The sequence below is a fragment of the Microbacterium helvum genome, assembly GCF_014779795.1.
GTDB lineage: Bacteria > Actinomycetota > Actinomycetes > Actinomycetales > Microbacteriaceae > Microbacterium > Microbacterium helvum.
In genome coordinates, this window is the sequence record NZ_JACXZS010000002.1 from 461,150 (window position 1) to 474,038 (window position 12,889).

The following is a 12,889-nucleotide window of genomic DNA, read 5'->3' on the forward strand; positions in this document are numbered from 1 at the left end:
AAACCCATACGCTCCTGCTACGGGCGCGCGTGTGGGCTGGAGTCATGAACTCCCGACTGTCTCCGCCCGCACGGCTGCGCCGTGCACTCTTCGCGCTCGTCTTCACGCTGGCCGTGCTGACGACCGCCGTCGCCGTGACGGTGGCGTACCGCGCGGCCGCAGCAGACGCGCCGGCCGGTGCGCCCGCGATCGCCGGCGCGGTCGACGAGACCTCGGACGGAGCCGTGACCGAGGCCGACGGCATCCTCCCCGCCGGCGCGGGCCCCTTCGATGACCGGTACCCGGGGATCGCGCGGCTCTCCCCCGCGCTGCTGGACGCACTCCGGCGGGCGGCGAAGGACGCGAGCGCCGACAACTCGCGCCGGGCGTCCCGGCCGGCCTGCGGTGGTCACCGGTACGCGGGTGCGAGATCCCTCTCACCGCGATGATCCGGGCCGCGGGACTCGCGGCCGGCACCGGTCTGTCGAGCGTGGGAGTCGAGAACGGCGGCTTCTGGGAGGGAAAGACACGGACCGCGCTCCAGGCGCTCCTCCACGCGGCTGCACTCGACGGCCGGTCCCCCGCTGAGTTGTACCGGTGGACCCTCGATCCGGCCGCGGCACAGGATGCGGTGGCGATCCTCACCACGACCCCAGGCGCCGCAACCGGCTGGGCCGAGTCACTCGAGGCGATGATCGACGCCGACCCGCGAACGCGGGACTCCATCTGGCAAGGCGTATCGCTCGCACTCTCAGCCCTGGCCGACCCACGCGTCCTGGATGCCGTCAGCCCCGGCGAAGACGAGCACTTCGACCCCGAGGCCTTCCTCCGCCACAACGGCACCCTCTACCTCCTGGCCACCGGCGCAGGCGCCGGCGCCTCGTCATCCCTCGTCGCCGCGCTCGTCGAAGACCTCGTCGAAACCGCTCGACGCGTCGCCGCACGCGCCCCCGGCGCACGCCTCGACCCACCCCTCCTCCTCGCGCTCGATGAGATCGGGAACCTCGCCCCGCTGCCGTCATTGCCGGTGTTGATGGCGGAAGGCGGAGGCACCGGAATCACCACCATGCCGGTGCTCCAATCGCTCGCACAGGCCCGGCAACGATGGGGCGACAACGCTGCAACGGCAATCTGGGACGCGAGCATCGCCAAGATCGTGCTCGGCGGCGCATCCGGATCGCGCGACCTCCAAGATATCTCCACCTTGATCGGCGACCGCGACGAGGTCACCGACTCGATCACCGTCGGCGAACGCGGACTGCGCTCCAACCAGCGGTCGACCCGCCGAGTGCCGATCATGCCGCCGGACGTGATCCGGACCCTCCCGTACGGCACCGCTCTGCTCATGCTGAGGGCGGCGCCGCCGATCGTCACGCAGTTGCGGGAGTGGACCGCGCGACCCGACAGCGCCACGCTCCGTGACGACCGGGCCCGAGTCGAAGAACAGCTTCGGCGGGGAGAGCCGACGCACCTAATTGGTGATGGCCGAACCGCGGCCGCTTCGTAGGAGCATGCGATGACGATCCAGACCCAACAATCACTCTCCGGCTTCCTCGCATCGGAGCCCCAGCTCGCTTTCAACGCGAAGGGCGAGGCCCGATTCTGGGTGCGCATCGGCCAGGAACACTTCGAACGCAATGACGACGGCACCTTCACCCAGACCGAGACGACCTATCACGACCTCGTGATGTTCCGCCGCAACGCCGAACGCGCCTACGCCATGTTCAACAAGGGCGACGCCTTCATCGCCGAGGGATACACCCACACGTCGCCACGGCAGCGCGACGGAGAGACGGTCGAGGTTGAAGAGTTCGTCGCGAAGCGCCTCGGTCACGATTCCGCTCGGACGAACTACACCCTGCAACGCCGGCGCACCGTCCCGCCGCTGACGCCGGCGACACCGTCGGCTTCGAAGCCCGCCGTCCGGCCCGTCGCCCTCTGAGGTTCCAACCGATGCCTGCCGACGAGCCGCTCCACATCCCCGGCTACCAGTTCGACCCGCCGCCTGCCGACGCGCCGGATGGCGAGCCAGAAGGTCTTCCCTCGGTTCCGCGTCCGGTGAACTGGAACATTCTCACCTCAGACCAGGCCGCGTTCGAGTGGGTTGAACTCGACCGATGGGTGAACTGGCTGCGCCGCACCTACGGCCTCGGGCCCTCAATCCTCCCGCCCCTCTGGCACCGACACCCGGAGCTCGTCTGGGAACTTTCCGCCCTCCACCTCCACTGGCTGTGCGCCTACGACGAGCAGCAGAACGGCTCCGCCCCACTCGGATGGCACCAGGATTTCGCCGAGGCGCGCGCACGACTGCACGACTGGGTCGCCGCCTGCGGGGCTCGCCTCGACCGCGACCGCGCCACCCGACAAACCGCCTGGCCCGGAGAAGACCCCGCGCCCACGATCGCCGAAGCGTCGATCCAAGATAGAGCAGTCGACTTCCGCACCTTCGTCGTCGAGGACGTCGCGCGCCGCCGAGCGGTGGAAGACGCGTACATAGCCGCTGCAGGCAGCCAGTCCAGCTGAAGTCCGACCACTGCGATGTCGCCATTGGGGGCGGCAGTGGTTCGCAACCGCCGCACGCAAGGCCACCGCTGATTGCGAAAGTGTGCGTGCCACTCATACGTTCAATGCGTCCATGCGACGGAGTCTCTCGAATGGCGGCCCGCGATCGTATGGAGTTACCGCCCGGCCGCGCCCGCTAGTCGACCGTCGCTCGGGCCGCTGTAGCTGTCAGTTCACAGGCCGCGCAACTGTTCGCTCACTCGATAGTCGGCGTCCAACTGCGTCGGCGTCGACGAACAGACTGGTCTCTTCCCAGGCGTGGGCGTCCTCCACGGCCCGCCGTGTTGCGCCCCGGGTCTGGTTGAGGCTCGGGACCCCCGAGACGATGAGGAGCATGCGGAAGTTGAGGAGACGGCGACTCTGTCCGCGTGGGCGGTCAGCGACGAGGCCCCGGTCACCCAGATCCGGCGGGGCGACGCGCACGGTGACCTTGAGCCGTGCTCGGCCTTCTCGTCATCGTGCGGGCCGGAGGTGGATGAGCGCGGTCCGGTAGTGCTCGATCGCGTCGACGGCTGTCGTCGCGGCGTCGCCCGCAGCCACATCCGCTCTGGCGCCTGCGACGGCCCGTGTCTGGCGGTCGGTGGTCGCATGTGCGGCGGACTGGTCGATCTCGAGCACGATCACGGACTTCGCGATGAGTGCGACCAGGTTCGCTTCGCGGTGCAGTGCCGCGCCCTCGAGCGTGGCGGCCGCGGTCCTGAGCTTGACGAAGAAGCTGTTCTTCGCGCCGGCGCTGAGGTCGGCGAGCGCGCCTCCTGTCTTGGCGGGGTTCTTCCCGACCAGGACAATCAGCGCGGATGCCGCAGCATCACGGGTCGCCGGCGGGGCGGTGGGGTCGTCGATGATGCCCTGCAGATGCGCCGCGAGGATGCGGGTCGCGTCCGCGGCGTCGACAACGGTGATGGATGCCGCGGCTGAGCCGACGCCGGTGTCATCGTCGGTGACGGTGAACGTCACGGTTCGCTCACCGGTCGTGAGGTAGCGGTGGCTTGCTGAGATGGGGCTGCTGCCTTGGGTGGGATTCACCGTCCCATCGCCCCAGTCGATGCTGCTGGTGTGTGTGTCCTGCGTTCCCGGGTCGGCGAATGTCGCGATGGCGTCGATTTCCAGGCCCAGCAGAGCCACATCGAGGTCGCTCGGCGGGGCCGCCCCGACCGTGTAGCCGGAGCTGTCGCGGATCGTCCCGAAGGTCGCGACCGGTGCGACATTGTCGACTTGGACGGTCACGGCGTCCTCCCAGGCGCCTCCGTCGTCATCTGTCACGGTCACGGTCACGGTGTACTGGTCGGTGGGGGTTCCCGTTGGGTTGTCGTCGAGGTACCGGTGTGCGAGCTCCGGGAGACCTTCACCCGCGACCAGCTGGTGGGTTTCCGACTCCGATCCGTCGCCCCAGTCGACGGTCACGGTGTGCGTGTCGAGGGTTCCGGGATCGCTGAGGGTCCCGGTGAGGGTGGCGACTCCGTTCTCTGCGACGGGTGTCACTGCGAGGTCCCGCACCGCCGGGGCGACGTTGTCCACCCGGGCGGTGGCGGTGCCTTCCCCTTCGCCGCCGTCGTCGTCGGTCACCGTCACCGTGACGGTGTACTCATCGGTGGGGGTTGCGGTGGGGTCGTCGTCGAGGTAGCGGTGGGTCAGCTCCGGGAGTCCCTTGCCTGCATCCAGTTGATGGTCTTCCGGGCCCGTCCCGTCGCCCCAGTCGACGGTCACGGTGTGGGTGTCGAGGGTTCCGGGATCCGCGAGGGTGCCGGTGAGGGTCGCGACCCCGTTCTCGTCGACCGGTGTCACCGCGAGGTCGGTGACCGTCGGCGCGACGTTGTTCACCTCGGCGGGGGCAGTGGTGTCTTCCGATTCGCCGCCGTCGTCATCGCTCACGTTCACGTGGACCATGTAGGTGTCTGTCGTTCCGCTCGGGTCGTCGAGGTACTGGTGCGTCAGGTCGGGGAGTCCCTCACCCGCATCCAGGTCGTGGCCCTCCGGATCCGATCCGTCGCCCCAGTCGACGGTCAGGGTGTGGGTGTCGAGCGTTCCGGGGTCGCTGAGGGTACCGGTGAGGGTGGCGACCCCGTCCTCGTCGACGGGTGTCACGGACAGGTCCGATACTGTCGGCGCGATGTTGTCGACCCGGACGGGCGCGGTGTCTTCCCATTCGCCGCCGTCATCGTCGGTGACGTTCACGGTCACCGTGTACTCATCTGAGGAGGTGCCGGCCGGATCGTCGAGGTACTGATGGGTCAGGTTCGGCAGAGGCCCGAAGGTCGGACCTCCAGGACGAGCGGGCATATCCGCGTGCGATTGATGCCCGTCTCCCCAGTCGACGGTCACCGTATGGGTGTCAAGCGAACCGATGTCGTGAAGAGTGCCGGTGACGGTGGCGAGACCGTTCTCGTCCACCGCCGGCGTCACCGACAGGTCCGAAACCGTCGGGGCGACGTTGTCGACCCGGGCGTCGGCGTCGGCCTCCCCAATGCCGCCGTCGTCGTCGGTGACCGTCACGTGGACCGGGTACGTGTAGGAGGGAGTTCCACTTGGGCCGTCGTCGAGGTAGAGGTGCCGAAGTTCGGGCAGCGGAGCGAAAGCCGCAGCACCGACAGGACGCGCAGGAATCTCGGCCTGCGACTGCTGGCCGTCTCCCCAGTCGACCACGAGCGTGTGTGAGTCGCCGGTCCCCGGATCGATCAGTGTTCCCCGCAGGATCGCGGTTCCGTTCTCCACCCTGGCCGAGGCGATTCGGACATCGGTCACGGTCGGAGCGACGTTGTGGAACCTCACCGTCACGGTTTGCGAGGTCTGCGCCACGCCGTTGTTCGCATATACCGTCCAGGTCGCTGTGCTGTCGTCGACGAACCGAACATCGAATGTCGGGCCCCTGCTGCACTCGCTTCCCGAGGAGACCCAGCAGTACGTGATGGGACGGCCGTCCGGGTCTGTGGAAGCGCCGGCCCGCAGGGTGATCGTGTCGCCCTCGTTGACGTCATACGGTCCGCCCAGTTCGAGTACGGGGGGAGCAGGCGCGTCGTACACCCAGACGACGTGGAAGAAGCCGTCCTGGTCGTATCGTGCCGTCTCCGGAGAGGTGTACATCCAGTTGTCGTAGCCGCCAGGCGACTGCTTGACCAGGACCGCGACTGTGCGGCCCGGATAGATCAGCGATATCTCCTTCTGAAGGTAGTGGCTGCGCGCGGCCGCATTCGCGCCCGAGAGTTGCGTGAGGAGGTCCTTGACGATCGCCTTGTTGTTGCCCGCCGCGTTCCCGGGGCGGCCGTGCGTCGACAAGAACATGTAGCGGAAGTCCTCGTCCCAATTCGAATCAAGGTAGAGACCGTCGCCACCGGTGTCCCACGAGATCTGCCTATCGCGATCATGCAGCACCCACCCGATCATGGGATAGCTCGGCAGGAAGTGCGTCAGGATCTTCTGCATCGCCTCCCAACGCTTGGCCGCGTCAGCGTCGTCAGGAGAGATCTCGTCGACCTCGTTGTTGATCTGGATGCCCCACCACACGAACGCCTCGCTCGCCATTGACTGGAGTATCCCGATGTCGGAGATCAGGGGGTAGTTGTGCGCGATGATCGTCTCGATCAGCGAAGCCCCGGGATAATCCATCGCGACGATCCCCAGCTTGGACACCGAAAGCCCGCGATCACCGTCGATGTTCCGAAGCCCCAGCATCCATTCCACCATCAGCTCGTTGATCCCCTGACCCTCATAGCCGATCGCCCCGATCCCATCCACCCCTCTCGCGAAGCTGATCGGCTTGGCACCGGTGTTCGCGTTCAGACCCGTGACATAGATGTGTTCCTTGTCGGTATCGGCATCTGCAACCTTGATGTTCTCGACCAGCTTCTCTGTGTACGCGGGGATGTTGTAGAGGGTGTCGACGGCATCGCCGCCGACCGGTGCCCTTCCACCCGAGAAGAGCGCGGACCAGAGACCGAACTCGTCGAGATCGGCTGATCCTCCCCAGCCGCCCTTGCCCATCGCCTGCGGGATCAGGACGAGCTTGCCCCGCACCTGACCGAGCGTCGGAACGGTGGTGCTGCCGCCCTGGTCCCACACGCAGTCCTCGTCCTCGAAGCGCTCGATCTGCAACCGCAGCGCGGCCGAATAGGTCGAGTCGACCAGCGCGTTGCGGTCATCCTCCGTGAGATCGCTGTCAGGATCCACCTCGTCCCACTCGTCGTCCACCAGATCGAGGTCGCCCCACTGAACCAGCACCGTCTCGCGGGGGTTGTCGGAAAGGAAGCCGCACACGGCGGTCATGACATCGTCGCCTGTCATATCCCGGTCCGTGCCCGGCTCCTTGATGTCGAAGTCATTGTGATGAATCGTGAAGTAGTCGTCGGCGGCGTCCGTGTTGTCATTCACACGCAATGCCGCACGGATGTCGAGTTCGCGGATGCCGGAGTCCAGCTGCTCCCGCAGCGTCATCGTCTGCGTCTCCGCGAAGTGAAAGTTGAGCGTCACCGTCGACGTAGCGGAGTCATGGGTCCCAGGGATGGACAGCTCGCTGAGCTTCACATCGTCTGGAAGTGCGCTCATCCAGTAGTCGAGGTTCGCCACGCTGTCATCGTCGTCGCTGAACCCGCTGGCGTCGCCCGCGAAAGCCGCCGGCGCGATCACCCCGTACGTGCAGAACACGACACCCGTCGCCACCGCCACGGCCATTAGGCTTCGACGTCGACGTCGACGCGGCGTCGGCAACTCGTTCCGATCTGCTCGTTCGATCGAACGCAACGTGGACGAACCGTACGAAGTGCGCATGGCGCACCCCTTCCCCCAAGGCGGACCGCGCCCGCTCCAAGACGTCCATCCCAGCCATGACGTCAACTTTTCCCGAATGATGACAGGTATCACCGCGCTGCACCAGACCCGACATCTCGCGTCCGTTGCCGGATCGCCGACGCCCGTTGCGGCCCGCACAGCGCGCAGTGCGCGTTTGTGGATCCGCTCAGTCGGCTCGGGCCGAGCTCCCGACATCCCCATCCACCGAGTGTTGCCCATCACCTTCGAACGCGTTCACGGTGAAGACGAACGCGTTGCCGCTCGGGTACGTCGGAATCGCGGCCTACAACGATGAGGCGGCCATACGCGCGCTTACGCAGCGATCGCGGCAGGGCGGGCCGTGCCGAAAGAGTTCAGGCGTGATCGGCGTCGACAACTCCGTCCTCGCAAAGGTGATGGTGCCCTCACTCACCACAGTGGAACCGAAGATCGAGTGCAGCGCGCGCGAGATCGTGCACGCCATCCCGCGCCGCACCGAGAGCCTCCCGAGGGACGCCCTCGGCGTCGTGCGCAGACAGATCCGTGTATTGCATGGCGGATCCACGCGTGTTCCCGCGTAACATCGTGGCTCGACAAGACCGCGGACGACTCCGGGCAGCTCGGGCGGCTGGCGGCCGCTCTGAGTCGCTAGCCTATTTTCGGAACTTTCGGCGAGGAGGGTCGATGGCTGAGCATCCGTCAGTGGCCGAACGCATTCTGCGCATGCGATGGCTCATGCGCGCGCCGATCCCGCTGTACCGAGCGGGTTGGGGTTGGCTGCTTGGCCATCGGTTACTCATGATCGAGCATCTCGGGCGCGCATCCCACCAGCCACGGTTCGTCGTGGTGGAGGTCGTGGACCGGAAGCCGAATGTCGTACGCGTGGCCTCCGGGTTCGGTCATCGCGCCCAGTGGTACCGCAATCTGAGGGCGAACGGTGTCGCCTATCTGAGCACGGGAACTGCCCACCGTGTGCTCGCGAAGGTGCAGCTGCTCGATGCGGGCGGCTCCGCAGCGGTTCTTCGAGAATACTCGCGGCGACATCCGTTCGCGTGGCGCCTCCTCGGACCCGCGCTTACGAGCCTGAGCGGCGACGCCGTGACGCCGATCGTGGAATTCACCAGACCTGAAGGGTGGACACCCCACCACACCCCGCCGTCCCGGTGCCACGCGCCATCGCGCGCCTTCCTCATCCGATCTCGAGCTACTTCGGCACGTCGCGCCGGCGGAAACCCATAAGGCCGGCGACCGTGAGCACGATGAAGACGGCGAGCAACATCCATTCCGCGGTCCCCGAGACGTCATCGAGCGGGACATCGCCCACTGCGTGCAGCGGTGACAAGTTCAGCGCCCATTCCGGAAGATCGACCGTGCCGCCGAGGAAGGCGACGAACGCGACGTAGCCGAGCACGAACCATACCGCAGCGACCCAGCGCGGCAGGAAGCCGAACAGCACGCAGGCGATCCCCACGATCACGAGGACGGCGGGCAGATAGGCGAGGGTGGCGGCGAGGATCCCGTCGACAGCGGGGCCCGCCGTGAGCTCGAGGCCGGCGCCGCCGGCGACGAGGGTCAGCAGGGCGGCGACCATACCGGTGCCGAACTGTGCCGAGCTCCACCCCACGCGCGACACGGACCGGGCGAGGACCGGCTCGAGCGCTCCCCCCGACTCTTCGGCGCGGATACGCGACAGGGTCTGGCCGACGACCCCGATCGCCATGAGGGCCAGCAGCGTCAACGACAGGGCTATGTACGAGCTGTTCGCGTCGCCCGGGTCGGGGAAGAACTCGGCCATGGCCGGATTCGCGGCGATGGCATCGGAGATGTCGTCGGTGAACGCGCCGAAGACGACCCCGATCACGAACGCGCCCACGATCCAGCCGACAGCTGCCGGTACCTGCATCCACGCGGCCACGCCGAGCGGCGTGCGCAGCAGGACGCCGCCTCGCGCCGGGCCGCGGCGCGAGGCGAACAACGCTGCGCCGAGATCGCGCTGCGAGACGAGCGCGAGGCCTGCCGCGGCGAGCGCCATGGCGACGACGACAGACAACAGCAGTGGCCACAGCCGCAGATCGTCGGTGAAGGGGCGCGTCTCCTGCTGCCAGGCGAGCGGCGAAAGCCACTTCCAGCCGTTGTCGCGGACATCGCCGATCGCTCGGGTGACATACGAGATGCCGAGGACCACGATGCCGACCGACACGACGCCGGCCGCACGTCGGAAGAGCTGCCCGGCGAAGGCGGCGATGCCCGCGAAGACCAGACCCAGCGCTGCCATGGATCCGCCGTAGGTCGCGGCTCCACCGAGATCCTCCCCGTATGAGACGAGCGTGACCGTCATGCCCGTGCCCACGAGCAACAGCGCGATCGTCGTCGTGAGGAGTGCGGCCGTCCAGGGCGCGCGGATGCCGACGCCGCGCGAGCGCAGCAGCTCCAGCATCCCCTGTTCCTCCTGCGCGCGCGTCTGCCGCACGACCAGGAGCAGACCCATCAGCGGGACGGCGATCGCCGCTATGAAGCCGAACTCGTTCGAGACGACACCACCGAGCGTGTCTGCGCCGTAGGGGGTGCCGTTGATGGCGGCCAGCGCCGGGTCGGAGGCGACGGTCTCGTTGTAGGTGGCCAGCTGCTCCGGGGTGCCGTAGAGGCCGTCAATCGCAGCGACTGTTGCGAGGTAGCCGCCGACGAGCGCGACCACCCAGACTGCGGGCGCCAGCCACCCCGTGCGCAGCTGGGTGCGCAGGACGGCGGTGAAGCCGCGTCGCGCGCTCATCCGGCCGACTCATACGCGTCGAGGAACAGCTCGTCGAGGCTGGGGGGTCGCACCGTGAGCGCCGACGTGCCAGCGGCAAGGATCGCGGGCAGCACACGGTCGAGCGCGGCCGGATCGATCGAGAACGAGAGGTCCGTGCCGCCGTCGATAGTCGGCGAGATCGCCAGATCGGCCACGGCGGCGTCGGACGAGAGCGCCACGGGCGCGCGCGTGACGGCATGCACGGTCGTCCGGGACAAGCGCCGCAGCTCGGCGACGCTCCCTGACTGCACGACACGGCCATGGCGGATGATCGTCACGTTCTCGCACAGCGCGTCCACCTCGCTGAGGATGTGGCTCGACAGCAGCACAGAGGCGCCGGCATCCGCTCTCTCTCGCACGCATTGCCGGAAGACCTCCTCCATGAGGGGGTCCAGTCCCGAGGTCGGCTCGTCGAGGACGAGCAGATCGGCCTCGGCGGCGAGCGCGGCGACCAGCGCGACCTTCTGGCGGTTCCCCTTGGAGAGGTCGCGGATGCGCTTGGAAGGGTCGAGGTCGAACCGCTGGACGAGGTCGTCGCGGCGCTTTTCATCCAGCGGAGCGCCGGAGGACCCGAGCAGGTCGATGCACTGACCGCCGGTCAGCTGCGGCCACAGCGCGACGTCACCGGGCACGTAGGAGAGGCGCCGGTGAAGCGCGACGGCGTGCCGCCACGGGTCGCGGCCGAACAGCTTCGCTCGCCCGGCCGAGCGGCGCATAAGTCCCAAGAGGATGCGGATCGTCGTCGACTTCCCGGCACCGTTCGGGCCGAGGAACCCGAGCACCTCGCCCCCAGTGACGGTGAGATCGAGTCCGTCAAGCGCCGTGACGGAGCCGAAGCGCTTGACGAGGCCCGCGACCTCGATGATCGGCTGATCGGACACCCATCCTCCAAATGTCAGTGACTGCCACTTGGCAGTGACTGTACCCTGGGCACCATCCGAGGGCAAGGAGGGCCAGTGGATCTGCGGGAGCGTACGCGACGGGAGACAATGCGTCGCGTGCAGTCGATCGCGCTCGACCTGTTCGAGCAGCGCGGATACGACCGAGTGTCGGTGGCCGACATCGCACGGGGGGCGGAGGTCGCCGAGCGCACAATTTACCGCCACTTCGGAACGAAAGAGCGCCTCGTGCTGCTCGACGAGCTCGACGAGATGGCCGGAGCCCAGATCGCGCGCCTCGCAGCTGACCGCGACCTGCGCGAGGCGACCCGACTCGCAGTGCGCGGACTGCGACAGTCACCCGAAGTCACCCCACAGCAGTGGGCAGACTCATTCCGCAGGCTGAGACTCATCTACCGTGAGCCGGCCCTGCGCGCGGCGATGGCCTCGGCGATGGACACGCTGACAGCGGAGCTGGCAAGGGCCGTCGCGGTGGAACGCGGCCTCGCACGCGACGATCGCCCGACGCATGCCGGTGTCGCCGCAGTGTTCGCGTCCCTCGAAGTCGCATGCCAGGGCGCCCTCGACGAGGCCACGCCCGAAGCCCTCGAACGCGAGATCCTCCTATGCCTGGACGCCCTCGACCGCTTCTGAGTTTCGTCAGCGGATGACCGGACTCGCGGGCGATGCCATGGCCAACCGAGCGTGCCGAGAACGATGCGTCGGACCGTAGCCGGAGGGTGAGCGCTACTGAGACCGGTCGGGCTCACGTCGACATAGTAGGGCCCCGATGGCTACGCTCGTCCACCGCAGTTGCGTTGACGCGCGAGCGGGATGCCGCATTGCTGACGCTTCCTCATCGGTCTTGGCCACCGGCACCGTCGGACGCCAGCGAGGTCGCCGCACGCTGGAGCGCGGGACGAGCGTCCTCTTCGCTGCCGCCCGTGACCTCCAGCTGGCGGAGCTCGCCGGCGTCGTCGTACATGCGGGCACGAGCATGGAATCGACCTCCCGCAAGCTTCGTGATCTGAACAGCGCCGATCTCGCCGGCCGGATCCGTGGTCTATGCATGGCCCCGCTCCCTGGCCCACGCCACGATGTCGAGGCCGCGGCTGGCCCAAGCAGTTCGACCACACATGACCGGACCAGGCGCACACGGCACCACCGTCGAGTATGACCCCATGCGCGAGCAGATCCGAGACTGAGCGATCACTCGCTCGTCGTCGCGATCATCAGCCACGACCCGCCCACCACGCCCGATGCCGACCTCCGCATCCACACACCCCGACCCACCAGAACTCGAGGGGATTCCCGACTCTGGCGGTGCCGCACACAGGGGGTGGCAACGGAGCGGGCTCACAGCCGTACGCAATGTACCTCCACCAGGCCTTGCCCGTTTATGGATCCGATGGTTGCACTTGGTGGTGGGCTGCTGGGTCGGTCAGGCGCGACTTCTGCCTGGCGGCTCGATCCAGACGTGAAGCGGCGACACCAGTGTCCACGAGTCCCAATCTCGAACCTTCTGACCGAAGATGCAGTACTTGCCGCCGCTCCAGGCCCATTGCCGCACCTCCGTTTGGATAACAGATCCCGTGCCAAGCGTGCTGACGACCGTGCCGCCCGCGGCGTGCGCAAACGATACCCAATATGCGGGTGCATGATCTGGACTCGTGCCCAGTCTCACCTGCTTTTGCACCTCGTCAGCGACCTCTGAGGCGGCCTTGACGGATAAGTCGTTCCGAGGCCAATTGGCGTGGTCCGGCACGAAGTCCGGATGAACCAGTCCACCGGGTGAATATTCGCGTCTCTGAGCGCCACGAGTATTGCGGTTGAGCGCCACTTGCTCGTCGACGCGATCGCGTGGTTGAGCGCCACCGGATATTCGGGTTCGGCGCCAGCTTCCTAGGCTCCTTCTGCC

Annotated in this window: 10 protein-coding genes and 1 pseudogene; 7 read left to right on the plus strand and 4 right to left on the minus strand. The window is 67.5% G+C overall.

Annotated features, from left to right (window positions below):
- Positions 1-44: 44 nt before the first annotated feature.
- The 4 genes and pseudogenes from IF188_RS05295 to IF188_RS05310 all read left to right on the plus strand — a co-directional run bounded on the left by IF188_RS05295 (position 45) and on the right by IF188_RS05310 (position 2,502).
- The gene (locus IF188_RS05295) at positions 45-428 is read left to right on the plus strand and encodes a hypothetical protein (RefSeq protein WP_191170724.1); all 384 of its coding nucleotides are present in this window, start codon (positions 45-47) and stop codon (positions 426-428) included.
- Positions 350-1,486 (plus strand): annotated as a pseudogene (locus IF188_RS05300) (type IV secretory system conjugative DNA transfer family protein); the annotation flags it as partial. The gene IF188_RS05295 and the pseudogene IF188_RS05300, both read left to right, overlap by 79 nt.
- A 9-nt stretch (positions 1,487-1,495) precedes the next feature.
- A complete protein-coding gene (locus IF188_RS05305; RefSeq protein WP_191170726.1) occupies positions 1,496-1,921 on the plus strand; it encodes a single-stranded DNA-binding protein in 426 nt (141 codons plus the stop codon).
- A gap of 11 nt (positions 1,922-1,932) precedes the next feature.
- A complete protein-coding gene (locus IF188_RS05310) occupies positions 1,933-2,502 on the plus strand; it encodes a hypothetical protein (protein ID WP_191170727.1) in 570 nt (189 codons plus the stop codon).
- A gap of 492 nt (positions 2,503-2,994) precedes the next feature.
- Here the strand turns inward: IF188_RS05310 and IF188_RS05315 are convergent, their stop codons facing one another.
- The gene (locus tag IF188_RS05315; RefSeq protein WP_191170728.1) at positions 2,995-7,524 is read right to left on the minus strand and encodes a PKD domain-containing protein; all 4,530 of its coding nucleotides are present in this window, start codon (positions 7,522-7,524) and stop codon (positions 2,995-2,997) included.
- Between the two features lie 38 nt (positions 7,525-7,562).
- Here IF188_RS05315 and IF188_RS05320 point away from each other — a divergent pair, with 38 nt between their 5' ends.
- Together IF188_RS05320 and IF188_RS20485 are read left to right on the plus strand one after the other, a co-directional pair.
- The gene (locus IF188_RS05320) at positions 7,563-7,883 is read left to right on the plus strand and encodes a substrate-binding domain-containing protein (protein WP_191170729.1); all 321 of its coding nucleotides are present in this window, start codon (positions 7,563-7,565) and stop codon (positions 7,881-7,883) included.
- A gap of 154 nt (positions 7,884-8,037) precedes the next feature.
- Positions 8,038-8,541: a nitroreductase family deazaflavin-dependent oxidoreductase gene (locus tag IF188_RS20485; RefSeq protein WP_224751517.1), complete on the plus strand. Its 504-nt coding sequence runs from the start codon at positions 8,038-8,040 to the stop codon at positions 8,539-8,541.
- On the opposite strand, the gene IF188_RS05330 is transcribed toward IF188_RS20485, so the two are convergent.
- Both IF188_RS05330 and IF188_RS05335 read right to left on the minus strand, forming a co-directional pair.
- A complete protein-coding gene (locus tag IF188_RS05330) occupies positions 8,507-10,072 on the minus strand; it encodes an ABC transporter permease (RefSeq protein WP_191170731.1) in 1,566 nt (521 codons plus the stop codon). The genes IF188_RS20485 and IF188_RS05330 overlap by 35 nt on opposite strands.
- Positions 10,069-10,974, minus strand: a complete 906-nt coding sequence (locus tag IF188_RS05335; RefSeq protein WP_191170732.1) for an ABC transporter ATP-binding protein — start codon at positions 10,972-10,974, stop codon at positions 10,069-10,071. Before IF188_RS05335 ends, IF188_RS05330 begins: the two co-directional genes overlap by 4 nt.
- A 117-nt stretch (positions 10,975-11,091) precedes the next feature.
- On the opposite strand from IF188_RS05335, the gene IF188_RS05340 reads away from it, so the two are divergent.
- The gene (locus tag IF188_RS05340; RefSeq protein ID WP_191170733.1) at positions 11,092-11,625 is read left to right on the plus strand and encodes a TetR/AcrR family transcriptional regulator; all 534 of its coding nucleotides are present in this window, start codon (positions 11,092-11,094) and stop codon (positions 11,623-11,625) included.
- A 202-nt stretch (positions 11,626-11,827) separates the two neighbouring features.
- On the opposite strand, the gene IF188_RS20330 is transcribed toward IF188_RS05340, so the two are convergent.
- On the minus strand, positions 11,828-11,956 hold the full coding sequence (locus tag IF188_RS20330; protein WP_263575364.1) for a hypothetical protein: 129 nt from the start codon (positions 11,954-11,956) through the stop codon (positions 11,828-11,830).
- Positions 11,957-12,889: the final 933 nt, after the last annotated feature.

Excerpts from the sequence above, each read along its gene's own strand:
- IF188_RS05305 (WP_191170726.1), top strand. The coding sequence starts at position 1,496 with ATGACGATCCAGACCCAACAATCACTCTCCGGCTTCCTCGCATCGGAG.
- IF188_RS05330 (WP_191170731.1), bottom strand. The coding sequence starts at position 10,072 with ATGAGCGCGCGACGCGGCTTCACCGCCGTCCTGCGCACCCAGCTGCGC.
- IF188_RS05310 (WP_191170727.1), top strand. The coding sequence starts at position 1,933 with ATGCCTGCCGACGAGCCGCTCCACATCCCCGGCTACCAGTTCGACCCG.
- IF188_RS05315 (WP_191170728.1), bottom strand. The coding sequence starts at position 7,524 with ATGGGGATGTCGGGAGCTCGGCCCGAGCCGACTGAGCGGATCCACAAA.
- IF188_RS20485 (WP_224751517.1), top strand. The coding sequence starts at position 8,038 with ATGCGCGCGCCGATCCCGCTGTACCGAGCGGGTTGGGGTTGGCTGCTT.
- IF188_RS20330 (WP_263575364.1), bottom strand. The coding sequence starts at position 11,956 with ATGTACGACGACGCCGGCGAGCTCCGCCAGCTGGAGGTCACGGGCGGC.
- IF188_RS05295 (WP_191170724.1), top strand. The coding sequence starts at position 45 with ATGAACTCCCGACTGTCTCCGCCCGCACGGCTGCGCCGTGCACTCTTC.